This window comes from Chromobacterium sinusclupearum (assembly GCF_002902845.1).
Taxonomy (GTDB): domain Bacteria; phylum Pseudomonadota; class Gammaproteobacteria; order Burkholderiales; family Chromobacteriaceae; genus Chromobacterium; species Chromobacterium sinusclupearum.
This window is the reverse complement of record NZ_PPTF01000026.1, coordinates 1-23,668: the sequence shown is the minus strand read 5'-3', so window position 1 is coordinate 23,668 and position 23,668 is coordinate 1. Positions and strand designations below refer to the sequence as shown.

General features: G+C 62.0%; 21 protein-coding genes. 8 read left to right on the top strand and 13 right to left on the bottom strand.

What is annotated here, in order from left to right; all coding sequences use genetic code 11:
* Nucleotides 1-22: 22 nt before the first annotated feature.
* Genes flgK through flgB form a run of 10 tightly spaced genes read right to left on the bottom strand, consistent with a single transcriptional unit; the run spans nt 23 to nt 9,161 of the window.
* Nucleotides 23-1,813, bottom strand: coding sequence for a flagellar hook-associated protein FlgK (flgK, locus tag C2134_RS07890; RefSeq protein WP_103318998.1), 1,791 nt, complete (start codon nt 1,811-1,813; stop codon nt 23-25).
* 48 nt (nt 1,814-1,861) lie between these two features.
* Nucleotides 1,862-2,797 (bottom strand): flagellar assembly peptidoglycan hydrolase FlgJ, encoded by a 936-nt coding sequence (gene flgJ, locus C2134_RS07885; protein WP_233196390.1) that lies wholly within the window; start codon nt 2,795-2,797, stop codon nt 1,862-1,864.
* Between the two features lie 44 nt (nt 2,798-2,841).
* Nucleotides 2,842-3,939 (bottom strand): flagellar basal body P-ring protein FlgI, encoded by a 1,098-nt coding sequence (locus C2134_RS07880; RefSeq protein WP_103318996.1) that lies wholly within the window; start codon nt 3,937-3,939, stop codon nt 2,842-2,844.
* 22 nt (nt 3,940-3,961) lie between these two features.
* Nucleotides 3,962-4,645: a flagellar basal body L-ring protein FlgH gene (locus C2134_RS07875; RefSeq protein WP_103318993.1), complete on the bottom strand. Its 684-nt coding sequence runs from the start codon at nt 4,643-4,645 to the stop codon at nt 3,962-3,964.
* A 46-nt stretch (nt 4,646-4,691) separates the two neighbouring features.
* The gene (flgG, locus tag C2134_RS07870) at nt 4,692-5,474 is read right to left on the bottom strand and encodes a flagellar basal-body rod protein FlgG (protein ID WP_043622143.1); all 783 of its coding nucleotides are present in this window, start codon (nt 5,472-5,474) and stop codon (nt 4,692-4,694) included.
* A gap of 36 nt (nt 5,475-5,510) precedes the next feature.
* A complete protein-coding gene (locus C2134_RS07865; RefSeq protein WP_043622140.1) occupies nt 5,511-6,251 on the bottom strand; it encodes a flagellar basal body rod protein FlgF in 741 nt (246 codons plus the stop codon).
* A gap of 22 nt (nt 6,252-6,273) precedes the next feature.
* Nucleotides 6,274-7,545, bottom strand: a complete 1,272-nt coding sequence (flgE, locus tag C2134_RS07860; RefSeq protein ID WP_103318991.1) for a flagellar hook protein FlgE — start codon at nt 7,543-7,545, stop codon at nt 6,274-6,276.
* Between the two features lie 45 nt (nt 7,546-7,590).
* Entirely contained in the window at nt 7,591-8,310 is a 720-nt protein-coding gene (locus tag C2134_RS07855) for a flagellar hook assembly protein FlgD (protein ID WP_158248721.1), read from the bottom strand.
* A gap of 20 nt (nt 8,311-8,330) precedes the next feature.
* Nucleotides 8,331-8,741, bottom strand: coding sequence for a flagellar basal body rod protein FlgC (gene flgC, locus C2134_RS07850; protein ID WP_071108316.1), 411 nt, complete (start codon nt 8,739-8,741; stop codon nt 8,331-8,333).
* A 6-nt stretch (nt 8,742-8,747) separates the two neighbouring features.
* Complete coding sequence (flgB, locus tag C2134_RS07845) at nt 8,748-9,161, bottom strand: flagellar basal body rod protein FlgB (RefSeq protein WP_103318986.1); 414 nt, start codon at nt 9,159-9,161, stop codon at nt 8,748-8,750.
* 246 nt (nt 9,162-9,407) lie between these two features.
* Between flgB and C2134_RS07840 the strand changes: the two genes are divergently transcribed.
* Nucleotides 9,408-10,205: a response regulator gene (locus tag C2134_RS07840; RefSeq protein ID WP_158248720.1), complete on the top strand. Its 798-nt coding sequence runs from the start codon at nt 9,408-9,410 to the stop codon at nt 10,203-10,205.
* A gap of 48 nt (nt 10,206-10,253) precedes the next feature.
* Here the strand turns inward: C2134_RS07840 and C2134_RS07835 are convergent, their stop codons facing one another.
* Nucleotides 10,254-11,081: a hypothetical protein gene (locus C2134_RS07835; protein WP_199179896.1), complete on the bottom strand. Its 828-nt coding sequence runs from the start codon at nt 11,079-11,081 to the stop codon at nt 10,254-10,256.
* 487 nt (nt 11,082-11,568) lie between these two features.
* On the opposite strand from C2134_RS07835, the gene C2134_RS07830 reads away from it, so the two are divergent.
* Entirely contained in the window at nt 11,569-12,885 is a 1,317-nt protein-coding gene (locus C2134_RS07830) for a DEAD/DEAH box helicase (RefSeq protein ID WP_103318979.1), read from the top strand.
* 65 nt (nt 12,886-12,950) lie between these two features.
* Here C2134_RS07830 and C2134_RS07825 read toward each other — a convergent pair whose 3' ends face one another.
* A complete protein-coding gene (locus C2134_RS07825; protein WP_233196389.1) occupies nt 12,951-14,624 on the bottom strand; it encodes a glycoside hydrolase family 9 protein in 1,674 nt (557 codons plus the stop codon).
* A 44-nt stretch (nt 14,625-14,668) separates the two neighbouring features.
* Complete coding sequence (locus C2134_RS07820) at nt 14,669-15,880, bottom strand: ROK family protein (RefSeq protein WP_103318977.1); 1,212 nt, start codon at nt 15,878-15,880, stop codon at nt 14,669-14,671.
* A gap of 143 nt (nt 15,881-16,023) precedes the next feature.
* Here C2134_RS07820 and C2134_RS07815 point away from each other — a divergent pair, with 143 nt between their 5' ends.
* The 6 genes from C2134_RS07815 to katG all read left to right on the top strand — a co-directional run bounded on the left by C2134_RS07815 (nt 16,024) and on the right by katG (nt 23,529).
* The gene (locus C2134_RS07815) at nt 16,024-16,890 is read left to right on the top strand and encodes a glucosamine kinase nucleotide-binding domain-containing protein (protein ID WP_103318975.1); all 867 of its coding nucleotides are present in this window, start codon (nt 16,024-16,026) and stop codon (nt 16,888-16,890) included.
* Between the two features lie 22 nt (nt 16,891-16,912).
* Entirely contained in the window at nt 16,913-18,172 is a 1,260-nt protein-coding gene (locus C2134_RS07810) for an ABC transporter substrate-binding protein (RefSeq protein ID WP_103318973.1), read from the top strand.
* Nucleotides 18,173-18,258: 86 nt separating this feature from the next.
* Nucleotides 18,259-19,125: a carbohydrate ABC transporter permease gene (locus tag C2134_RS07805; RefSeq protein WP_103318971.1), complete on the top strand. Its 867-nt coding sequence runs from the start codon at nt 18,259-18,261 to the stop codon at nt 19,123-19,125.
* Between the two features lie 7 nt (nt 19,126-19,132).
* Nucleotides 19,133-19,978: a carbohydrate ABC transporter permease gene (locus C2134_RS07800; protein ID WP_103318969.1), complete on the top strand. Its 846-nt coding sequence runs from the start codon at nt 19,133-19,135 to the stop codon at nt 19,976-19,978.
* Nucleotides 19,979-20,106: 128 nt separating this feature from the next.
* The gene (locus C2134_RS07795) at nt 20,107-21,090 is read left to right on the top strand and encodes an ABC transporter substrate-binding protein (protein WP_103318967.1); all 984 of its coding nucleotides are present in this window, start codon (nt 20,107-20,109) and stop codon (nt 21,088-21,090) included.
* Nucleotides 21,091-21,318: 228 nt separating this feature from the next.
* Nucleotides 21,319-23,529 (top strand): catalase/peroxidase HPI, encoded by a 2,211-nt coding sequence (gene katG, locus C2134_RS07790; RefSeq protein ID WP_103318965.1) that lies wholly within the window; start codon nt 21,319-21,321, stop codon nt 23,527-23,529.
* The last annotated feature ends 139 nt before the right edge of the window (nt 23,530-23,668 follow it).

Below are 23,668 nucleotides of genomic sequence, written 5' to 3'. Positions count from 1 at the left end.
GCTCCTTCAATGACTAACCGCTTCAGGACATGATGTTCAGAATACTGGTGAACGTAGTCTGGGCAAGTTGGATCACCTTGCTGCATGCCTGGTAGGACTGCTGATATTTGATCAGATTTGCCGCCTCCTGATCCAGATTCACCCCGGTGGTGTTGGAATTATTGGTGGTGGCCTGCTGCAACGAGGCCTGAGCCGCCGTATTCTGCAGGCTGGATGTATTGGTCTGGTTGCCCACAGATGCCACCAGAGTCGAATAATAGGTCTGGTACGACTGGTTATTCACCAAGCTCTGGTTCTGCTGCGCAGTCAACTGGCGCAAATTATTGCCATCGCCCAGAGACTGCGTGCCTGGCGTTTGCGGCCCCACCGTAAATGTCTGACCATTGAGCGGCGAACCCGACAACTGGAAGCCGATGCCGACATCGACCGGTGGAACAGCCGTCGTCTGCAGCTTGTAGCTATTAGGCAAGGACGGATCGACCACTACATTATACGGTCCGCCGCCATTGGTGCCGGCTATGGTGGCGGTCATGGTCACCGGCGCGCCCGCCGCCGTGACAGTCATGCTGGTCAAGCCGGTGGAGGGATGCTGCGCAATCGGCGTGAAAGTTGGCGGCGTGGTATTCAGGCCGGCAGTATACGTTCCCGGCAAGGTAGACCACACGCCGCTCATCACCGTCCCGCTGCCGCCGGCCGTGCCGGTAGGCACCAGGTTCGACGCCGTGGCCAGCTTAGCGGGGTCCGACATCACCACGGCGAATTGACTGGCCGCATACTGCGGATTGTTGGCATACGCCGACAAATCCTGAAAGATGGGACCGCCGGGCTGGCCGTTGAAGTCCATACCCAGTTTATTCTGGTAGTTCATCGCCGCAGACAGGTTGATCGCCATGGAACCAAGCTGATTCTGCGTTTGCGCCAGCGCGTTGTCGCGGAAATTCAGCAAGGCGCCCAACTGACCGCTGCTGAAGAGACTATCGGACAGCACGGTAAGCGTGCCGTTGCCATTGGTGAAGCCGACCTGCACGTTGGACGGGTTATTCGGGTCGGTCTGGGTGCCCAGCTGGTTGACGGTGTTGCCGGAAACCAGCGATTGGCCGCTGCCGATGTAAACCGTATAGGAACCATCGCTCTGCTTGAATACAGAGGAGCCCACCAACTGATTCAACTGCAGCACGGCCTGATCGCGCTGATCGAGCAAAGAATTCGGCTGGCCCTGCGGCGGATTGGGATTGCCGCCAGTCGCCGCCCCGATCTGCTGATTCAGCGAAGCAATCTGCTGCGCCAAGGCATTGATGCTCTGTATCGAGGTCGTGATCTGGCCATTGGCCCCTTGCTGCATTTGCACCAAGCGGCTGTTCATGGCGGTGATCTTGGTGGACAGCGCCTGGGCCATGCTCAGCACCGTCTGGCGGCTAGGCAAAGAGGACGGCTGCTGCGTCAGCGTCTGCATCGCGCCGAAGAAGTCCTGCAGCGCCGGACTGGGGCTTTGCGTCGAGTCGGCGATCATATTGTTGATCTGCCCAAGCTGCTGATACTGCGTGGAATAGAAGCTGCTATTGGTTTGCGCGCCCTGCAGCTGCTGCGCCAGAAACTGGTTATAACTGCGCTGCACGCTGGTCACGTCGACGCCCTGGCCCAGGTAGCCAAAACCAGCAAACTGGGGCTGACGGCTGGCCTGAGTGGTGTATTCCTGGGTGTAGCCCGGGGTGCTGACATTGGAGATGTTGTTGCTGGTCACCGACAAGCCATTCTGAGCGGCATTCAATCCGCTCACTCCAATCCCGAAAATATCCGCGCCAACGATAGCCATGATTAACTTCTCCCTAGTCCTTTATCGGCAGCCCCGCGCCGGACTTGATCAAATACGCGCCACTTGCTGCGCCAGCGACGCCGCCACATCGACCAGTTTTCGCGCGTAACGCGGATCGGTGGCATAGCCGCCGGATTGCAGGCCTTGCGCAAATCCGTACATGTTCTGGCCTTGGTTCAATACATTGCGATAACGCGAGGAGCCTTTCAGCAGCTGCGCGTAGTCCGAAAAGGCCTCCGCGTAGGAACCATAGGAGCGGAAGGTTTCCTGCCTTTTTTGCGGCACGCCGCCGCTGTATTCTGTGGTGACGATGGTGGTGGTCTTGCCATGCCAGTCAGAACCGGCCTTGATGCCGAACAGATTATGGCTGTCGCTGCCATCGGCATTGCGGATGGCGCGCTTGCCCCAGCCGCTTTCCAACGCGGCATGCGCCACCACGCACTCCGGGGCCACGCCCAGTTGTTGCGCGGCCTGGCGCGCATGCGGCAACAAACCGCTCACAAACTCCCGGCTGCTTCCGCTTGCCGGAACGCCAGCCTGCGCCGACGCCGCCTGCGCTTCCTGATACGCTTGCAAGGAGCGCAAGCCGACAGGCTGCGCGGTCAAGGCCGGGCCATTGCTCTGCAACGCCGCCATCTGGCTGGCATCCGGCTTGAAGCCGGATTGCTTCGCCAACTGCCGGTAGATCATGTCGCCCAGCCCTAATCCGCCGCGCTCGCACAAGGATTGAACCATCTGCTGGTCCGACAAGCTTTGGAACGTGTTGAGGCTATTAGAGGGCTCCTCCTCGTCAAAACGCACCGACCGCATCGATTTCAGCATGGTATTCATCAGCAAGGCCTCGAACTGCGAGGCTGCCTGACGCGCTGCCGCTTGCGGATTCTTGCTCGCCGCCGCCTTCAACTTTTGCATGCCGGTCGGGTCCGCCGCCAGGGTGTGGCTAAGCGGATCCTGCGGCAAAACGCCCTGAAACTTCATCGTCATATCCCGCTCCTTGATTTAACAAAAAGCAAGAAACATGCCAAAGATTAGATAATTTGCAGATCGGCCTTTAGCGAGCCGGCCGACTTCATCGCCTGAAGAATGGAAATCAGATCCTGTGGAGACGCGCCCAGCGCATTCAAGGCATTGACCACCTGAGCCAGATTGGCGCCGCCCTTCAAACCCACCACCTTGCCGCTGGTGCTGTTGATGGTGATGTCGGCCTGATTGGTGACAGTAGTCTTGCCGCCGGACAAGGGATTGGGCTGGCTGACTTGCGGCGTATTATTGATGGTGACCGATAGATTGCCGTGCGAGACGGCGCAGGCGCCCAACGTCACCGCCTGATTCATCACGATGGAGCCGGTGCGGGCATTGATGATGACCAGGGGGGAAACATCTGCCGGGTCGACGGCAATATTTTCCATTCGCGCCAGAAACTGCACCCGCTGATTGTTGTCGAACGGCGCCCGCACCTCGATCAGCCGGCCATCGACCGCGCGCGCGGTTTCCGCGCCGAACACCTTGTTGATGGCCTGAACTGCGCGGTTAGCCGTGGTGAAGTCGGCATCCTGCAGTTCCAGATGAATGAACTCGCCGTCGCCCAGCGCGGTTTGCACCTCGCGCTCCACCGTGGCGCCGGCTGGAATGCGGCCCACGCTCAGCTGGTTGATCTGGGTGGAGCTGCCGCCGGCCGACGCTCCGGCGCCGCCCACCACCACATTGCCCTGCGCCATCGCATAGATCTGGCCATCCGCGCCCTTCAGCGGCGACAGCAGCAAAGTGCCGCCGCGCAGGCTTTTGGCATCGCCTATCGACGAAGCGGTCACGTCCAGGGCCTGGCCCCGCTTGGCGAACGGCGGCAGCGTGGCGGTCAAGGACACCGCAGCCACGTTCTTCGGATCAATCTTGGTGCCTGGCGGCACTTGCACGCCGAGTTGATTCAGCATATTGATCATGGCTTGCCCGGTGAACGGCGACGAGGTGACTTTGTCGCCGCTGCCATCGAGGCCCACCACCAAACCATAGCCGATCAATTGGTTGGGACGGACGCCGCCGATATTGGCGATATCCTTCAGCCGCTGCGCGGACAGGGCAGGCAGCGAGGCCAGCAACAAGCTGGCCATGACAATCCATCTTTTCATTACGCCACTCCCGCTGCCGCCATCAAATGGGCAGCAACGACATGAAGAACTTGGTCAGCCAACCCGGCTCATTGTAAAGACGGTTGTTGCCCTTGGTTTGCTGTTCGATGCGCGCGTCCGCCACCTTCAACGATGAAATCGTGCGATCCGGCGCCACGTCTCGCGGATTGACCACGCCGGACAGGCGGATCGACTCAGTATCGCTGTTGATCCTCACCTGCTTCTCGCCGCTGACCACCAGATTGCCATTCGCCAAGACATCGATGACGGTGACGGTGATCGAACTGACAAAAGTGGTAGCAACCTGGCTATTGCCCTTGCCGGTATTGTTGGCGGAGCCTGTGCCGTTGAAGCTGGTGCCCCCCAGACCGCTCGCCAGCCCGGAAGGCAAGAAAGGAATCTTGAGGCCGGCATTGATGCCGGAGGTCAGGGACGAGGTCCGGGTATCGGTGGTCTGCTCCGACTGCGAGGTCGAGGAGTTTTCCTGGATGGTGATCTGCAACGTATCCCCTACCTGGATAGGCATTGCATCCTGGAAGATCGGCCGATAGCTGGCCGCCTGGAAGATGGAGCCATTGGCCGGCAAGCCTACTGGCTTAGGCTGCGGCCGCGCGGTGGTAGGCCCCTGCACCAGTTGCGGCTCCTGCACTGCGCAACCGGCCAATACCATAACGGCAGTCGCCATCATCGCCAGTTTGATCTTCATGGTCTTACTCCCATCCCGACAGGCGGCCCATCGCCGCCAAGCCGTATTACAAGTTGCTCAGTTTCTGCAGCATCTGATCCGCCGTCGTCACCGCGCGCGAATTCATCTCATAAGAACGCTGAGCGGTGATCATATTGACCAATTCCTCAGTCACATTGACGTTGGACGACTCCAGAAAACCGGAGCGGATGGTGCCGCGGTCATCGGTCTGGGGATTGCCGTCCTGCGGATCGCCCGACGCCGCGGTCTGCAGATACAGATTATTGCCCAGGCTCTGCAAGCCTTGCGGATTGATGAAGGTGGTCAGCAAGATTGTGCCCGCGGTTTGCGGCGCCGTGGCGCCGGCCAGCGTGTACTGCACCACACCTGCGGGCGAGACCGTGATTTGTTGCGCGGTGGCCGGAATATTGATGTTCGGGTTCAGCTGCAAGCCATCGATGTTGACGATATTGCCGTTCGGATCGCGCTGAAACTGGCCATTGCGGGTATAGGCCGTGGTGCCGTCCGCCTGCAGGATGCGGAAAAAACCGTCGCCATTGATCTGCAAATCCAGCGGCTGATCGGTCTGCTGCGGCGTGCCCTGGGCAAAAATGCGGGTGGTGGCGACGGCCGCCGCGCCGGTGCCGACCTGCAGGCCGGACGGCAAGAGATTGCCGTTGGCCAGCTGCCCTCCGGGCTGGCGCAGCGTCTGATAATACAAATCCTCGAATATGCCCCGGCTGCGCTTGAAGCCTATGGTATTGACGTTGGCCAGGTTGTTGGACACCACATCCAGTTGGAACTGGCTGGCATCCATGCCGGTTTTGGCGATATACAGTGCGCGCATCATGGCGATTTACCTATTTCTTTATTCGTTTGCTTGTCGTCAGCTCATCGACAACAACTGCGCAGCCTGCTGATCGTTTTGTTGCGCGGTCTGCATCATCTTGATATTCATTTCATATTGCCGGCCGTGCGAAATCATTTGCACCAGCGCATCCACCGAATTGACGTTGGACGCCTCCAGCGTTTCCGGCACCAGCTTGACATCGGCGCTGGCCGGCAGCGTGCCCCCGCCGTTGACGTGGAACAAACGATCCTCGCCCTTGTACACGTCCTTGGGCCCCGGATTGACCATCTTGATCTGGCCGACCAGTTGCGGCGTGCGATTGGTGCCGGACTGCGGAATCGCCAGCACCGATCCATCGGCGCCCAACTGCACCTGCGAGCCGGCGGGCACGGTGATCGGGCCGCCATCGCCCATGATCATCAAGCCGGCGCGGGTACGCATCAGGCCATTGGGATCCAGCACATAGCCGCCGTCGCGGGTATACGCCTCTTGGCCATCCGGCCCCTGCACGGCAAAGAAACCCGGCGAACCCAAGGCGAAGTCGGACGGATTGCCGGTATGCTGCAAGCTGCCCTGGCTGGCATCGAAGCCGATGGTGTTGTCCACCACATAGGTCCGGGTGGGCGCGCCATCGCCCAGCACCGGCAGCGCACGAAACGCCGCCAGATCGGCCTTGAAGCCATTGGTGTTGACGTTGGCCAGGTTGTTTGAAGTGGTGGCCTGTTGCCACATTTCATGCTTGGCGCCGGTCATGGCCAGAAACAGCACTCGATCCATGCTTCAGTCTCTAGTGGGTCGATCAGATATTCAGCAGGGTCTGAATCAGCGTGTCCTGCGTCTTCACCGTCTGCGCATTGGCCTGATAGTAGCGCTGCGTAGTGATCATATTCACCAGCTCGTTGGTCAGGTTGACATTGGAGTCCTCTACCTGCCCCGCAGACAAGGTGCCAGTATTGCCCGTGCCAGGCACGTTGGTGGTCGGCGTGCCGGAGTTATTCGTTTCCGACCACAAGTTGCCGCCCATCGCCTGCAGCCCTTGCTGATTCACAAAGTTGGCGAGTGCCACCTGGCCTATGGTCTTGGTCTGGCTATTCGAGAAGCTGGCCTGGATGGTGCCGTTGCTGGAGATATTGATGCTCTGCAAGGTTCCGGGCGCGATGCCGTCCTGAGTGGCAGACAACGTCGCCGATTGCTGGGCGATCTGCGTGGAATTGGCGAAGTTGACGTTGACGGTCTGCGATGTCGAGGCGGAGCTGCCATTGGGCGGCGCAATGGTGAACGACAGCGGCACGGCGCCTGGCGCGGCGCCGTTGACGGTAGACAACAAACCATTGGTGTTGTAGCCCAATGTCAGCGGATAGGTGCCGGTCGACGTCACCTGATTGCCGTCGACATAGGCGTTGACCGTCCAGGTATTGCCCGTTGCCGCCTGCGAGGTAAGCGTGTAGTAAAACACCATCTGATGGGAGTTGCCGAGGCTGTCGTAAACCGTCTGGTTATTGCTCCAGTTGTACGACGTGCTCACCGCAGGGTTATTGTACGGCGGAATGCCGGTGCCGGTCGGCGTCGTGCTGTTGGAATTCAATTGCACCGCCAAGGACAGCTTGGAAGTCGGCACCGGGGAAATCGATGTATTGGTCAGTTGCAGCTTGCCCACCGGACCATAGGAAATCCCGCCCGCGGCATTTGCCGTCCAGCCCTGCAGATAATTGCCCGAGGTGCCGACGATATAGCCCTGGTTGTTCACCTGAAACTCGCCATTGCGGGTATACGCCTGATTGCCGTTAGGCGTCTGGACAATGAAGAAACCGCTATTGTTGATCGCCAGGTCCAGGCTGCGTCCCGTGGTCTCGATATTGCCATTGGTCATGTTCTGCGTGATGCCTTGCACCTGCACGCCAATGCCGGGAGTCGTGGAGGTGATGCCATACAAAGTCTGGCCGTACAAGTCGCCAAACTCGGTACGCGAACTCTTGAAGCCCACCGTACTGGCGTTGGCGACGTTGTTGCCTATGGTGTCAAGCTGAACCGATGCCGCGTTCAGACCGCTCAAACCTTGCTGGAAACCCATTTTCGTACTCCTTGAACTCTAACCATGTCACCGCAGGGCGGCGAATCAGGACATTTGCGCCACGCTGGACAACGAAACCTGCGCATTGCCCGGCAGCACCAGCATCGGCGCGCCATTCACCCACGATACGGCCTGAACCTGCTGCGTGTTGTACGCAGTCGCCGCGGTCGTGCCGCCTGCGCTGGCCTGATTGACCTTGGCTTGGAAGGTGTAATTGCCCTTGGGCAGGGCATTGCCGTTGCCGTCGGTGCCGTCCCAAGTGAAGGTATTCATCCCTTTCACCGGACTGGCAATCGACTGGGTCGCCACCACGTTGCCGTTCTTGTCCAACACATTGATCTGCACCGACGAGGCCGGACCATTCAGCATCACGCCGCCCTGCGTCGTCTGCCCTGCAGCCGGCGTCTGCAAGCTACTACCCGCCACCAGCACGTTCTTGCCTATCATGCTGGCCGCCATCATCGACTGATTGGCGCTTTGGGCATTCACCAGTTGCTGCATGGTCTGATTCAGCGACTGGATGCCGGCCACCTGGCTGATCTGCGCCATCTGGCTGGTGATCTGGCTGTTGTCCATCGGATTCAGCGGATCTTGGGCATTCAGCTGGGCGGTCAGCAAGGTCAGAAAATTACTCTGCATGCTTTGCGCGCTGCTTGCCGACTGCGCGTTGCCGCCGGCCGAACCGTTGGCCGCCTGAATGCTGGTAGCGCCCGGCGCCGGCTGGTTGTTCAAATTGCCGTAGTTGAAGCTGCCGCTAGTGGCCATGGCCATCTCCCTGGAAAAGCTTACTGGCCAAGCTGCAAGGTCTTCTGCAGCAAGGTCTTGGCTGTGTTCATCATTTCGACATTGTTTTGATACGCGCGGGAGGCGGCGATCATGTCCGCCATCTCCTCCACCACATTCACATTTGGCATCGTCACGTAGCCGCGTTCATCGGCCAGCGGATTGCCCGGCTCATACTTCAGACGCGGCGGCGTCTGGTCTTCCACCACGGAGGTGACGCGCACGCCGGCGACGTGGGGCTGCGCGCTATCCACCGGCACCGCCGTGAACACCACATGGCGTCCCTTGTACGGCTGCCCGGTGGAACTGGTTGCGCTTTCCGCGTTGGCGAGGTTGCTCGCCACCACATTAAGCCGCATCGACTGCGCCGACAGCGCCGACCCGGAAATATTGAACAGATTCGACAAGGACATTTAAGCCTAACCTCCCGTGCCGTTACCCTGGATCGCAGCATTCAGTCCGCCGATCCGCTTATTCAAAAACGCCAGCGTCGTCTGATACTGCAAGGCATTGTCGGCAAACGCGCCGCGCTCGACATCCATGTCCACCGTATTGCCGTCCAGGCTAGGCTGCACGGCGCTGCGATACTGCAGCGGCACCGCAGCCGAGTCTTCCGGCGCGCTGGCGATATGGCGCGGATCGGTCACCGCCAAGGACAAGCGCCCCTGCTGCTCCGTCTGCGCCTGCAAGGCTGCCTTGAAATTGAAGTCCACCGCCTTGTAATACGGCGTTTCCGCATTGGCCACATTGCTGCCTATCACTTCGGCCCGATAGGCCTGCAGATTCAGCGCGCGCTGCTGGAAATCGAAATAGTGGGCAATCTTGTCTAACATGAACGTCTCCTGACTGACGGCAACCATTAAGCACGAACCGTGCCAGGAAAAATCATCCAGCCAAGCCATTGATTACAAAGAATGGATCGCAAAACGGCAAACTTGTGTCGTTTCACAGCGGCAAAACTTGCCGCTCATCCGCCTTAACGGCAAATTCAGGGGTTCATGCAAGGATTTTGCTTGCCCACCGCGCCAAATCGTGCCAAAACCGTCAATAATGTAGTCAGGGAAAAGTGGGAGTGGACCATGCTGGCCCTGGAAGAATTGTTGATCACGCTGGCGGAACCATCGCCGGTACAAGCCCAAATCATCACCAAGGCATTGGAAGAGCTGGGAGCGCGCCAAGTTGAAGTGCACGCGACGGGAGAGGAACTGATCAGCCAGGCCAGGGAACGCCGTCCCAATCTGGTGATCAGCGCCTATCACCTGCCGGACATGACAGGCAGCGATCTGGTCCAGACACTGCGCGGCAGCTCGGACCTCTATGACCTGCCCTTCATACTGATTAGCAGCGAAACCAACCCGGAGCGCCTGGAAACCATACGCCAGGCCGGCAGCCTGGCGATCCTGCCCAAGCCTTTCGATGGCCCTCAGCTAGCCCAAGCGATGCAAAGCGTCATGAGCTTCATCAACTGCGCCACCCTGGGCGCGGAAGTCGATGCGGACATGGCGCTGATGAGCGTGCTGATCGTCGACGACAGCCAGACCTCGCGCCACCACATCCGCCAAGTGATGGAGAAGCTGGGCTTCGAACACTTCTGCGAAGCCGCCAGCGCAGAAACCGCCATACCATACCTGGAGCAGGAGCCGTTCAAACTGATCATCACCGACTTCCACATGCCCGGCATGGACGGCCTGGACTTCGCCCGCTACGTTCGCGACAGCCAGCTGCAACCAGGCACCCCGGTATTGATGATCACCAGCCAGAACGAACCCGCCAGCCAGGAGGATCTGGAAGATGCCGGCATCGCCGCCTGCTGCGAGAAACCATTCGATATCGAGCAGATGCGCGAACTGGTCCGCCGCCTGCTCAATGAATATTAGGAACGGTTGACGCTTGCAGCGCGGATCGCCCGCAAACGCCAACCAGCACTAGCGCGGCGCCACCCACACCAGGCGCGAATGCGCCTTGTCCTCGCCAAAAGACTGTCGGCGCCAATAACCTTGCGCCCCATACGCCGCCTGAGCCGGCAAATCCTCGACGCGGCAGAAGGTAATCTCGCCGAACCCCGCCTTCAATAACTGGCCGCGCGCCTTCTGCCGGGTCTTGGCGCAGCTAGGATGCGCAACCGCCGCCACCCATTCCGACGGCGCCGCCGATTCCCACTCCCGAACCAGCTTCAGCCTGGGTTGGGTCATCATCGCCAGACCATTCAACACCGAGGCCAACAAGCCATTCCACTCGGCCGCCACTTCCTTCAGTTGCGGGGCCAACTCGCCCGGATACTCCACCCGCACCAACTCAACCTGATCCGCCGCCTGCAGCCAGTTGACGCCATCCGGCGCAAAACCCATCCGCACCAAAGTCAGCAACAGGGCGCGCCGCTCCGGCTGATGCGTGATGAAAGCGCCGCCCTCGCACGGCACATGCAGAAAGAAAGCATCGGCTGGCAGGCTGAGCGTATCCGGCAGGTTGCCTGGCTGGCGGGTATGCGCCAACGCGTCGGCCAACGACGCGTCCAGATGCGACACTACGCGCCCATGGCGCGCGAAATGCCCCCACGCTTCCGCCAATGCCAATTCAGTCACGATGGCCGACTGGGGAATGTCGAATACCTGCGCCGCCCGCTCCAGCTCCCGCTTGATCACATCCTTCATCTGCGCCCTGGCCTCGGCGGCCTGAATGGCCTGCGCGTAAAGCTGGGCGATCCGTCTGGCCCAGGGCCGGGTGGCGGCGTAGCGCTGCACAGCGTATTGCATTCCCATGATTCCTTGCGAAACAAAAAAGGCGGCATTGTAGCAAACGGCGCCCCCCTCGCCCAAGCCGGCGCTCGCCGCCTTGAGATTGACTCAGGCGGCACCGCCTCACAGCGGCCGATGCCCCATAGAACGCCCGCCTTCGGCCGAAGCTGCCGTTTTTTCACGAAAGCGGGAAACCAAGCCATACACAATCAAACACTTATCCTTGCAAACTGCGAAAAACTATTGCCACGGGGCAATATTTACCGTATAGTCCGCTCTCTTGCATTTTCACCGGGCAAACCCACACCACGCCTCTGCCCGAGTGTGTTTTCATCGTCCCTGACCCTTTCCAGGCTTCGTCCAAGCAATAATGTCGCTTTCGACTGGACCGCTGTTCGCCGCTTGCCAGGTTAGTGCCGATGATTTACGGCCCAAAGGCGCCGTATAACCGCCACGAAATCTGGCTATAAGTGACGCCGGCATCATCCGGCCTGAAAGGATATACATGAACTTTTCCGATCTGGGCATCGCCCCGACCATCCTGCGCGCTCTGGAAGCTGCCGGCTACACCTCCCCGACCTCGGTTCAAGCCGAAGCCATCCCGGCCGCCATCGCTGGCCGCGACCTGCTGGTTTCCGCTCAAACCGGCAGCGGCAAGACCGCCGCTTTCCTGCTGCCCGCGCTGACCAAGCTGTCGGAACGCTCCACCGGCAAGGGCCAAGGCCCGCGCGTACTGGTGCTGACCCCGACCCGCGAACTGGCGCAGCAAGTTGAGAAGAACGCGCTGGAATATGGCAAGGACCTGCGCTGGATGAAGACCGCCTGCCTGGTGGGCGGCTCCTCCTTCGGCTTCCAGATTCGCGCCCTGTCCCGCCCGATCGATCTGATCGTGGCCACGCCGGGCCGCCTGATGGACCACATGCGCTCTGGCCGCATCGACTTCTCCCGCCTGGAAATGCTGGTGCTGGACGAAGCCGACCGCATGCTGGACATGGGCTTCATCGACGATATCGAAGCCATCGTCAAGGCTACGCCGGAAACCCGTCAGACCGTGCTGTTCTCCGCCACGCTGGACGGCATCGTCGGCCGCATGGCTGAAAAGATGACCCGCGAACCGCAGCGCATCGAGATCGCCCGCACCGAAACCTCGGGCGGCACCATTGACGAGCACCTGCTGTACGCGGATGACCTGAACCACAAACATCGCCTGCTGGATCACATCCTGAAGGAATCCGGCTTCGACCAGTGCGTGATCTTCTCCGCCACCAAGGCGTATACCGAAGAGCTGGCCGACAAGCTGTCCGATCAGGGCTACTCCGCAGCCTGCCTGCACGGCGACATGCCGCAAAGCTGGCGCAATCGCACCCTGAACGACCTGCGCCGCGGTCGCATCAAGGTGCTGGTTGCCACTGACGTGGCCGCTCGCGGCATCGACGTGCCGACCATCACCCACGTGGTGAACTTCGACCTGCCGAAGCAAGCTGAAGACTACGTGCACCGCATCGGCCGTACCGGCCGCGCCGGCCGCGACGGCACCGCCATCACCCTGGCGGAAGCGAAAGAGTCGCACAAGGTGCGCCGCATCGAGCAATACCTGAAGCGTTCCATCACCGAAGGCGTGATCGAAGGCATGGAGCCGACTCGTCGTCCGTCCAAGGGCGGCCCGCGTCGCAACGGCAAGCCGGGCGGTTACGGCGATCGTCGCGGCAATGGCGGCAATCGTGGCGGCTATCAGGGCAATCGCCGCGAAGGCGGTTACCAAGGCCAGCGCCGCGAAGGCGGCTACCAGGGCAACCGCGGCCCGCGCAGCAGCGCCCAGTAATCCGCCTGCTCGCCAGACAAAACGCCACCGTTCAAACGGTGGCGTTTTTCATTGCTCTGCGTCACTCAGGCCTGACGTAATGCCAGCGCCAGGAACAGCCAGGCGCCGTGCGGCAGCCACTGCTCGCTCCAGCGCCAGGATTGGCTGATGTCCGTCTGCTCCGGCAGAAAAAAAGCCACCCCGTCATCCCGCCCCGGCTCGGCCGTGATGCCATTGCACACGCCGCCCGGCGCATTGAAATAGCCCGGCTCGTATTGCGGATGGCGGCGGCCATGCCCCTGCCACATGCACATATCGAATGGATTGCGGCCCAATATCCAGTCCACCGCCGCTTGGGCATAGCCGCCCAAGGCAATCGCATGCTCCGGCCAATACCGCGCGGCCTGCCAGCCCGCCGCCGCCAGCGACGCCAGCCTGGCGTTCTCGCCTTGCCACCAGTAGCCGCTGGCATTGCGCTGCGGCATGAAAAACCTCGAACTCGCCTCTTCGCCCGGCCGCTGCACCCACTGCCGCGGGTAGCCGAAAGGATTGCCCGCCCGCGCCGTGCGCTCCAATTCGCCCAGCAGGCCATACAGCCAGCCCTGCTCGACCGCGGCCGCATACGGCCCCTCCGGCAAGACTTCCCGATAACGCGCCAATGCCAAATAAGGCAAGCCGGTATCGGAAGCGTGGCAATAGCTGTATCGCCGCTCGTTATCCAGCCAGAACCAGCCGGCATCGTGCTGACGGTCCAGCATGCAGGCCGCGCGCTCGGCGGCCGCATCGGCATACTCGGCCTCGCCGCAGGCGGCATGCAGTTCGCAAGCGGCCAGCAGGCCGCAATAATCGTCGATCAGATTTTCGCTGCCGTCGGCCAAATACGCCTGGCCATACTCCTGCAAGTGGGCGAAGCCGCGCCGCGCCGCTTCCAGATAGGCTTCCCGGGCAAACTCTCCATCGCGCGGCAAGCGCGAGGCGGCCGCCAACGCGGCGATGGCCATGCCGCCGCCCTGGCGCCAGCCAGCCTGAAACGCCGCCGAGCGCAAGCCTTGCTGCGTGGCGTAGGCGCACAAGCTGCGCTTATGCTCATCCTTGCTCCAGCCATCGAACAGCGTCTGGTAGAAATAGCCGTCGGGGTGCTGCATCCGCAGCAGAAAATCCGCGCCATGCAAGGCCTCGTCCACCAGCCGTTCGTCAAACCATTTGCCGTGGCCGGGCTGCGCCAGACGGGCGCGGATCAGGTTCCACACCAATAGCGGGGTTTGTTGCGGATTCAGATGATTGGCGTAAGACAGATGGCTCAGATACTTGGAGCAATCGCCGGAGGCATCGTACCAACCGCCGTGGACATCGCGCCTTTCGCCGCCACCCTCTTCCGGTGCGGCACGATCCGCAGCATCGTACAGGCCGCTGCAGCGCTGAGATTTGAAATAGAACAGCAAGTCAGACAGCAAAGCCGGGCCGTAAAGCCCATCCGCCACCGCGAACGGCGCCGACACCACCGGCGGCGTAATACCCTCCAGCCATAACTGATAGACGCCGGGCCGACTCAGCGCGCCGATATCGGCCTGCCAGTAATGCCAGTCCGGCCAGCCCTCTGCCGGACCCAGCGCATGCAGGGGGCAGCGCAGCACGACCTGCCCCGTGTCGTCCAGCGCCGCCACGCCGTCCACGCAGGCTCCCGCCTCGCCCTGCAGCAGCACCTTCTTGTCCGCCCCGGTTTCAAAACCCAAGTGATTGAACAGGAACCGCAATGCCATTCTTGTCTCCTCCGGATCGTGATGGATCTGCCGACGCGCGCCGGTCAGCCGCGGCCGTTTTTCAGCAATACCTCGTACTGCGGATTGAACTCATCGAAGATGGGCAGCGCCGCCGCGCCCAAGGCCACCACATCGCGGCCAGCGCTGCCCAACCGCAGCCGCTCGCCGTCGTGGTGGCGAATCGATACCGGCAAGGGATGCAGGCGCTCGACCAATGCATTCAGCCAATCCGGCGGCAGCAAGCCGCCGATCACCACCGCCTCGATATCCAACAGCGACTCCAAGATATTCACCGCCTGGCGCAACGGCCCCACCGCGCTATCCAGCCAGCGCTCGCCGTTTTGCGCAATCGGCAGGCCGGACAGGTGCGCCGGCGTAGCCAATTCGCCATCGGCCACGCCCAGCGTTTCATATAGCGCCCGCAGCGAAACATAGCGCTCCAAACAGCCGCGATTGCCGCATTCGCAAGGGCGGCCGCCCGGCTGCACGATCATGTGGCCCACTTCGCCGGCATTGCCGCGGCCGCCGGTATACAAGCGGCCATCCAGAAACAAGCCGGCGCCCAAACCTGTGCCGATAAATAGATAGATGAAATTGCGCAATTCGCTGGCCATGCCGTACAGGCGCTCGCCGATGGCGGCAGCGGTGGCATCCTTCTGCAGCAACACCGGCAAGCCCAGTCGGCGGCTGAGCCATGCGCCATCCACCGCCTCCCAGCCAGGCAAGGTTGTGGGCCCGACCGAAGTCATGCCCTCCACGCCAAACGGCCCCGGCATGACAAACCCCATTCCCAGCAGCCGCGTCCAATCGAGTCCGGATGCGCGCCTCAATTCATCATGCATCTGCACGATCAAGGGCAGCGCGGTCTGAGGATCGGGCCGATGGACCGCCCGCTCCGTCCGCGCGCGGACTCGGCCGGCCAGATCGGACACCACCGCGATCATGGTCTGATGATCGAGTTGCACGCCGATGGAGTATGCGCCATCCGGATTGATGCTGAGCGGCACCGCAGGCTGGCCGCGCGCTCCGCCGCGCAATGGCGCGCCTGCCAGCAGCATGCCGGCGTCCAGCAATTCAGCCGTGATATTGGACACGGTTTGCGGCGTCAACGCGGTCAAACGGGCAAGGTCGGCTCGCGTCAACTGGCGGTTGAGCCGCACGGTTTCCAACACGGCGCGGCGGTTGTGCGAACGCGCGTGCTCAAGGTTGGTGCCGGACACGGTCAGGGCGTCCGGGCGGATAACGGTGGATTTCATGACGGCAGTATCGCAAGCGCCACAGCTGGCCGGCAAGCGAATGACATGAATGCCGCATTTAAATAAATCAAGTTGACGAAATAATCCAGCAATGCTCCAATCATAAATACAATTGTCATTTTTGGCGACGGGACATATCCTCCATGGACAATTCCACTCCCTACCTGATTGGCGTGGACGGCGGCGGCACCGGCACGCGCTTGCGCATCGAATCTCCGGATGGCCGCCCGCTGACCCAGGCGGAAGGACCGGGCTCCTCGCTGGCCCAGGGCATAGAACCGGCTTGGCGCACCGTCCTGGCTTTGCTGGAGCGCGCCTTCGGCGAGATAGGAAAAGTGTTGCCGCCTTACGCCGATTGCGCCATCGGACTCGGGCTGTCCGGCGCGAACAACCCAGAGTGGGCGCGGCAATTCCGCCAGCGCGCGCCGGATTTCGCCCGACTGGAGTTGGCTACCGACGGCTACACCACCCTGCTGGGCGCGCATGGCGGCCAGCCCGGCGTCATCGTCGCCCTCGGCACTGGCAGCGTAGGCGAGGCGCTCTATCCAGACGGCAGCCACCGCGAGGTAGGCGGCTGGGGGTATCCCAGCGGCGACGAAGCCAGCGGCGCCTGGCTGGGACAGCGCGCCGCGCAATTGACACAAATGGCGCTGGATGGGCGCTATACCCATACCCCTCTTACCCGCGCCGTGCTGGAATTCGTCGGCGGCAACTGGCAGGCGATGATGCGCTGGAACAGCGAGGCCAATCCGGCGCGTGTCGCCCAACTCGCGCCGCTGGTTTTCGCCGCGGCGCGCACGGATCCGGAGGCCGACGCGCTGTTGCGCCAGGCAGGGGAAGACGCCTGGGCCATCGCCCGGGCGCTGGACCCCGCCGGCGAATTGCCGGTCGCCTTATGCGGCGGGCTGGGCCAGGCCTTGCGCGACTGGCTGCCGCCTGGCTTCCGCCAACTGCTGACGCCCGCCAAGGGCGATTCAGCCAGCGGCGCGCTGCTGCTGCTGCGCCGCTGACACAACACAGGAGGAGATGAATATGAAAGCCTACCGTCTGGCATTCGCCAGCGCGGCCCTGCTCGCTTGCGGGCTGAGCGCCGCTGCGCATGCTGAGAAAATCCGTCTGGAATTTTGGACCGACTCGCTGCAACCGACCTTCAACGGCTATTTCGCCAATGTGAAGAAAAGCTACGAAGCGCAACACCCCAATGTGGAAGTGCAGTGGGTGGACGTGTTCAACGAGAATTTCGAGACCAAGCTGAACGCCGCCATTGCCGCCGGCAAGCCGCCGGCGCTGGTCAACCATGATGTGCCGCGGCTGTTCAAGTACGCGCAAAAAGGCACTTTGATCCCGCTGGATGCCGCGCTGGGCGCGGACAAGGCCGCCTATCTGCCGAACGCGCTGGCCGATCTGAGCTTCGGCGGCAAGCTGTACGGCCTGCCGTGGTACAACAATATCAATATCCTGGCGATCAACGGCCAGCTGTTCAAAAAGGCCGGGCTGGACCCGCACGCGCCGGTGACCAGCCTGGAGCAGGAATTGGCGCTGGCCAAGACCATCAAGGCCAAGACCGGCGTGCCCGGCCTGCTGCCGCAGCTGGGGCAGATAGACGGCATCATGCTGGGCCAGGGCCTGCCGCTGATCGAAAACGGCAAGGCCGTGTTCAACAGTCCGCGCCATGTCGCATTGATCCGCAAATTCGCCGACGCCTACCAGGCCGGCGCGCTGGCCAAGGACAATCTGTTCGCCGACGACAACTACCAGGCCAGCGTCAAACTGTACAACAGCGGCCGGCTGGCGATGATGGAAACCGCCCCCACCGCCGCGCAGCGCACGCAGAGCGACGCCCGCGCCATCTACGCCGTCACCGTGGTGCAGCCGGCGCCGCTGGGGCCGACCAAGATCGCCCAAGGCGGCTACCTGTTCAGTTGGGCCGTATCCAAGGGCTTGCCGGCGCCAACCCAGGCCGAAGCGGTGAAGTTCGCCAAATTCCTGACCAGCGACAGCCAACAGCTGGCCTTCGCCAAAGTGACCGGCGCCACCTTCCCGTCTACCCAGAAGGCATTGACCGACAGCTATTTCATCAAGACCTCGGCCGGCGGCGCCATAGAGGATTCGCGCATCCAGGGCGCCAAGGTAGCGCGCAATATCCGCACCCTGGTGCTGACCGGCGTGCCCAATGTCGCCGACTTGAAGAAAAACCTGGTCGACAATGTAGAAGCCGCCGTCATCGGCAAGAAGGACGCGCAGAAAGCGCTGGACGACGCTGCGGCGTTCTGGAACCGGCAGCTGAAATAAGGACAGCCGCGCCTATCCCTCCTCTCTTTGCCCCTCCTCGTCTGCCGGAGGGGCTTTTTTCCGCCGCGCAGTACACGGAATGCACGATGAAGACCTCATCCCGCAACGCCTGGCTGTTTCTGTCGCCCGCCCTGCTGCTGATGGGCGCGTTCACTTTCTGGCCGCTGCTGTTCGGCAGCTACGTCGCCTTCACCCGCTACGATCTGATCTCGCCGCCGCAATGGGCCGGCCTGGACAATTTCCGCTACCTGCTGGACGACCCCGTGTTCTGGCAGGCCATGGCCAATTCGCTGCGCTACCTGTTGGTGGTGCCGGCCATCCAGCTGTCCGGCATCGCCCTGGCGCTGCTGGTCAACCAGGCCTTGCCCGGCATCCGGCTATTCCGCGCCGCGCTATACCTGCCGGTGATCACCACGGTATCCGTTGTCGGCATCATGTGGAACTGGATGTACGCCGACTACGGCGTGCTCAACAGCGCGCTGCACTGGCTGCGGCTGCTGGCCCCGGAGCGCGATATCGGCTTCCTCAGCGACGAAGACCTGGCGCTGTATTCGGTGATGTTCGTCACCTATTGGCGCGGCCTGGGCTACTACATGGTGCTGTACCTGGCCGGACTGCAGGCCATCCCGGCCGAGATGCAGGAGGCGGCGCGGCTGGACGGCGCTAACCGCTGGCAGCGCTTCTGGCGCATCACCGTGCCCATGCTCAAGCCCACCATCTTGTTCTGCAGCCTGATCTCCACGCTAGACGCCTTGAAAGCGTTTGAGGAAGTGCTGGTGATGACGCGCGGCGCGCCGATGAATGCCACTTACACCGCGCTGTACTACGCCTTCCACCAGGGCTTCAACCAGCTGGACTTCGGCCGCGGCAGCGCCGCCGGGCTGATCCTGACGCTGGTCTGCCTGCTGCTGGCCTGGCTCAATTTCCGACTGATCCGCGCCGATCACCGCTGAGAACCGCATGGCTACCCTCGCCCTATCCCGCCTCGCCCCGCGCCGTCTGCTGCGCCGCCTGCCCGACTTCATCTTGCTGCTGGCGCTGTCCTTCGCCTGCTGCTATCCCTTCATCTGGACATTGGGCATCGCCGTCGGCAATGGCGAGCAGGTGTTCGACTTCCCGCCGCCGCTGTGGCCCAAGGATGCCGGATGGCAGCACTTTGCCGCCGTCTGGGACGCCATCCCGCTGGGGCGTTTCTTGTGGAACTCGCTATGCATCTCCGGCCTGACCACGCTGGGCACGCTGGCGGTATCGGCGCTGGCGGCCTTCCCGCTGGCCAAGCTGCGCTTTCGCGGCCGGCAACTGGTGTTCTACGCCATCATCGCCACGCTGCTCCTGCCCAGCGAAATCAACTTCATCAGCAACTACGTCACCATCACCCGGCTGGGACTGGACGACAGCCGGCTGGGCGTGGTGCTGCCGTCCATCGCCGGGGCTTTCGGCATTTACCTGATGAAGCATGCCTTCGAGGATATCCCGGACGAAATCGTCGACGCCGCCCGCATGGACGGCGCCAATGATTGGCAGGTGTTCTGGCGCATCTGCCTGCCGCTGGCGCGGCCCTACCTCGCCACGCTGGGCATTTTTACTCTGGTATGGTCGTGGAACGTCTACGTCTGGCCCAGCGTGGTGCTGAAAACGCCGGACCTGTACCCGCTGTCCGTCGGCGTGCTGTACCTGAAGGGCGCCTTCGCCACCTCCACCCGCATGGTGGCGGCCGGGGCGGTGCTGGCCATCCTGCCAGTGCTGGCCGTGTTTGTGTTTTGCCAACGCTACTTCATGCGCGGCATGGATGGGGCGGTGAAATGACGCTTTGCCCGCACGACAGGCTGCCGTCGGCTAGAGAAAACACGCGACACCGCCTAACATGATTTAAAACAACACAATACACCGCCTGCCACCCAGACATTCGTCCGCAAGGGAATGGAGATTTGCCTATGAAATCCCTGACACTCTTGCTGATTCTGCTGCTGGGCGCATCGCAGATCTGCGCCCAAGGCCTCAAGCGCATCTACGTGATAGACAGCTATTCCGACCAGTACGCCTGGAGCCATGCCTACCGAGAAGTGCTGAAAACCGAACTGGCGCCGCTGGCGGCGCTGTCTTTTTTCGAACTGAACTCCAAGGTGGACAAGCCGGACAAGGTCAAGGCGACGGCGGGCAGGCTGGTTCGCCTCATCGATCATGACAAGCCGGATCTGGTCATCGCCGGCGACGACGCCTCGCTGGAGTTTGTGGGCGCCATGATCGACAACAAGATTCCTGTGGTGTATCTCGGCATCAACAACAATCCCAGACGATACTTCAAAACCCCTCAGCAAAACGTGACCGGCGTGCTGGAGCGTCCCTTGTTCTCCCGCAACATCCTCAGCATTGCGCCCTTTGCTCCCGGAAACGCCCACAACATCCTGATTCTGTTCGACAAGGAAATGACGGCGGACGTGATTGAGCAGGAAAGCTTCGATAATCTGCCGGCCATCAAATTAGGCATGTTCGACGTGATGATGGCGGAAGCCGCCACCTTCGAAGACTGGCAGCAGATCGTTGCCAGCGCCAAAGACAAGTACCGCGCCATCTGGGTCGGGTTGTATTTCGCGCTGCATGACCGCAACGGTCGTTATGTGCCGGGCGATGAGGTCATGCAATGGACCATGCAGCATACGCCAGTGCCGGTTTTTGCGTTCTGGAGCTTTGCCGTGGGGCCCAACCGCGCCATCGGCGGCATTGTGCTGACGGGGGCGGAACAAGGCCAGGCCGCAGCCTCCATCGCCAAATCCATCCTGATCCATCACAAGCCGCCGTCCAGCATCTTCCCGACCATCCCATCGGAAGGCACATTCATTTTCAGCCGCTCAGGGCTGGATCGCTGGCATATCAAGCTGCCGAACGACATGCTGAAGAAAACCACGCTGCTGGATTGAGCATGCCGGCCAGGACGGCTTAACGCCGCTTGCGGAAGCGGCGGTTGACGTTTGCCAAGCTGTCGCGCCGGTACGGCAAACCATCAATAGCTAAATTATAACCATCGAAATTAACCGATAGCTTTGCGAAATTGACTCGATAAAACATACTCAATAGCCAGACGATGGTTTGGCAACTAACCTAGGTTCAGCAAGTCATCCCATTGCCCCCCACGCAAGGAGAACACTATGAGCCAGGAACAAAAATGCCCTTTCACCTCCGCCCATGCCGGCAAGACACTGGCAGGCACCCGCAGCAACCGGGATTGGTGGCCCAATCAACTGAATCTGAACATTCTGCACCAGCACGCGCCCGCGTCCAACCCGCTGGGCAGCGATTTCGACTACGCCAAGGCCTTCAAGACGCTGGACCTGGCCGCCGTGAAAAAAGACCTGTACGCGCTGATGACCACTTCGCAGGAGTGGTGGCCGGCGGACTGGGGCCACTATGGCGGCCTGTTCATCCGCATGGCCTGGCACAGCGCCGGCACCTACCGCACGGCTGACGGCCGCGGCGGCGCGGGCACCGGCAACCAACGCTTTGCGCCGCTGAACAGTTGGCCGGACAACGGCAACCTGGACAAGGCGCGCCGCCTGCTGTGGCCGATCAAGCAAAAGTACGGCAACAAGCTGTCCTGGGGCGATCTGATGATCCTGGCCGGCAACTGCGCGCTGGAATCGATGGGTTTCAATACCTTCGGTTTCGCCGGCGGCCGCGTGGACATCTGGCAACCGGAAGAAGACATCTACTGGGGCGCTGAGCAGACCTGGCTGGCCACCAGCGACAAGCCGAACAGCCGCTACGCAGGCGACCGCCAACTGGAAAATCCGCTGGCCGCCGTGCAAATGGGCCTGATCTACGTCAACCCGGAAGGTCCGGACGGCAATCCAGACCCGGTAGCCTCCGGCCGCGACGTGCGCGAAACCTTCGCCCGCATGGCGATGAACGATGAAGAGACCGTCGCTCTGGTGGCTGGCGGCCACACCTTCGGCAAAGCCCACGGCGCGGGCGACCCGGCGCTGGTGGGGCCGGAGCCGGAAGCCGCCCCGATCGAGGCGCAGGGCCTGGGCTGGATCAACCGCTTCGGCTCCGGCAAAGGCGCGCATGCCACCACCAGCGGGATTGAAGGCGCCTGGAAGCCGAACCCGACCCGCTGGGACAATGGCTACTTCGACGTGCTGTTCGGCTATGAGTGGGAACTGACCAAGAGCCCGGCCGGCGCGCATCAATGGGTGGCCAAGAACGTGAAGCCGGAGCACATGATTCCGGACGCGCATGATCCGTCCAAGAAGCATCCGCCGATGATGACCACGGCCGATCTGTCGCTGCGCTTCGATCCGATCTACGAACCGATCGCCCGCCGCTTCCACCAAAACCCGCAAGCTTTCGCCGACGCCTTCGCCCGCGCCTGGTTCAAGCTGACCCACCGCGACATGGGCCCGAAAGCACGCTACCTCGGCCCGGAAGTGCCGGCGGAAGAGCTGATCTGGCAAGACCCGATCCCGGCAGTCGATCACCCGCTGATCGACGCCAAGGATATCGCCGCGCTGAAGGTCAAATTGCTGGCGTCCGGCCTGTCGATCGCGGAGCTGGTCTCCACCGCCTGGGCATCGGCCTCCACCTTCCGCAGCTCGGACAAGCGCGGCGGCGCCAACGGCGCTCGCATCCGCCTGGCGCCGCAGAAAGACTGGGAAGTCAATCAGCCCGAGCAATTGGCGCGGGTGCTGGCCGCGCTGGACGAAGTCCGCCAGGGCTTCAATCGCGCGCAGAGCGGCGGCAAGAAGGTATCGCTGGCCGATCTGATCGTGCTGGGCGGCTGCGCGGCGGTGGAAGCCGCGGCCAAGGCTGCGGGCTTCGCGGTGGACGTGCCGTTTACCCCCGGCCGAACCGACGCGTCGCAAGACCAGACCGATGTCGAGTCCTTCGCCGTGCTGGAGCCGCAAGCCGACGGTTTCCGCAACTACCAGAAAAAAGCCTTTACCGCCCCGGCGGAAGCGCTGCTGGTGGACAAGGCGCAGTTGCTGACCTTAAGCGCGCCGGAGATGACGGTGCTGGTGGGCGGCCTGCGCGTGCTGGGCGCCAATGCCGGCCAATCGCGGCACGGCGTGTTCACGCAGCGGCCGCAAGCGCTGAGCAATGACTTTTTCGTCAACCTGCTGGATATGGGCACGGTGTGGCAGCCGGTTTCGGACGCGCATGACGTATATGAAGGCCGCGACCGCGCCAGCGGCGCGCTGAAATGGACGGCGACCCGGGTCGATCTGGTCTTCGGCTCCAACTCGCAGCTGCGCGCGCTGGCCGAAGTCTATGCCCAAGACGACGCCAAGGAGAAGTTCGTGCGCGACTTCGCCTCGGCCTGGAACAAGGTGATGAACCTGGACCGCTTCGATCTGCAGTAAGCCTAACCTTGCCCCGGCGCGCGCCCTGTCGCCGGGGCTTTTTTCTCTCCGCAAGCGCCCCGCCCGCCCGCCGCGTATCTCGTGAATACACGAATGCAATAGATTCGTATTGTCAGACAATCCCCGCTCCTTTAATCTG

Coding starts and splice junctions, on each gene's coding strand:
- flgK (WP_103318998.1), bottom strand. CDS start 1,813: ATGGCTATCGTTGGCGCGGATATTTTCGGGATTGGAGTGAGCGGATTG.
- flgJ (WP_233196390.1), bottom strand. CDS start 2,797: ATGACGATGAAGTTTCAGGGCGTTTTGCCGCAGGATCCGCTTAGCCAC.
- C2134_RS07880 (WP_103318996.1), bottom strand. CDS start 3,939: ATGAAAAGATGGATTGTCATGGCCAGCTTGTTGCTGGCCTCGCTGCCT.
- C2134_RS07875 (WP_103318993.1), bottom strand. CDS start 4,645: ATGAAGATCAAACTGGCGATGATGGCGACTGCCGTTATGGTATTGGCC.
- flgG (WP_043622143.1), bottom strand. CDS start 5,474: ATGATGCGCGCACTGTATATCGCCAAAACCGGCATGGATGCCAGCCAG.
- C2134_RS07865 (WP_043622140.1), bottom strand. CDS start 6,251: ATGGATCGAGTGCTGTTTCTGGCCATGACCGGCGCCAAGCATGAAATG.
- flgE (WP_103318991.1), bottom strand. CDS start 7,545: ATGGGTTTCCAGCAAGGTTTGAGCGGTCTGAACGCGGCATCGGTTCAG.
- C2134_RS07855 (WP_158248721.1), bottom strand. CDS start 8,310: ATGGCCACTAGCGGCAGCTTCAACTACGGCAATTTGAACAACCAGCCG.
- flgC (WP_071108316.1), bottom strand. CDS start 8,741: ATGTCCTTGTCGAATCTGTTCAATATTTCCGGGTCGGCGCTGTCGGCG.
- flgB (WP_103318986.1), bottom strand. CDS start 9,161: ATGTTAGACAAGATTGCCCACTATTTCGATTTCCAGCAGCGCGCGCTG.
- C2134_RS07840 (WP_158248720.1), top strand. CDS start 9,408: ATGCTGGCCCTGGAAGAATTGTTGATCACGCTGGCGGAACCATCGCCG.
- C2134_RS07835 (WP_199179896.1), bottom strand. CDS start 11,081: ATGCAATACGCTGTGCAGCGCTACGCCGCCACCCGGCCCTGGGCCAGA.
- C2134_RS07830 (WP_103318979.1), top strand. CDS start 11,569: ATGAACTTTTCCGATCTGGGCATCGCCCCGACCATCCTGCGCGCTCTG.
- C2134_RS07825 (WP_233196389.1), bottom strand. CDS start 14,624: ATGGCATTGCGGTTCCTGTTCAATCACTTGGGTTTTGAAACCGGGGCG.
- C2134_RS07820 (WP_103318977.1), bottom strand. CDS start 15,880: ATGAAATCCACCGTTATCCGCCCGGACGCCCTGACCGTGTCCGGCACC.
- C2134_RS07815 (WP_103318975.1), top strand. CDS start 16,024: ATGGACAATTCCACTCCCTACCTGATTGGCGTGGACGGCGGCGGCACC.
- C2134_RS07810 (WP_103318973.1), top strand. CDS start 16,913: ATGAAAGCCTACCGTCTGGCATTCGCCAGCGCGGCCCTGCTCGCTTGC.
- C2134_RS07805 (WP_103318971.1), top strand. CDS start 18,259: ATGAAGACCTCATCCCGCAACGCCTGGCTGTTTCTGTCGCCCGCCCTG.
- C2134_RS07800 (WP_103318969.1), top strand. CDS start 19,133: ATGGCTACCCTCGCCCTATCCCGCCTCGCCCCGCGCCGTCTGCTGCGC.
- C2134_RS07795 (WP_103318967.1), top strand. CDS start 20,107: ATGAAATCCCTGACACTCTTGCTGATTCTGCTGCTGGGCGCATCGCAG.
- katG (WP_103318965.1), top strand. CDS start 21,319: ATGAGCCAGGAACAAAAATGCCCTTTCACCTCCGCCCATGCCGGCAAG.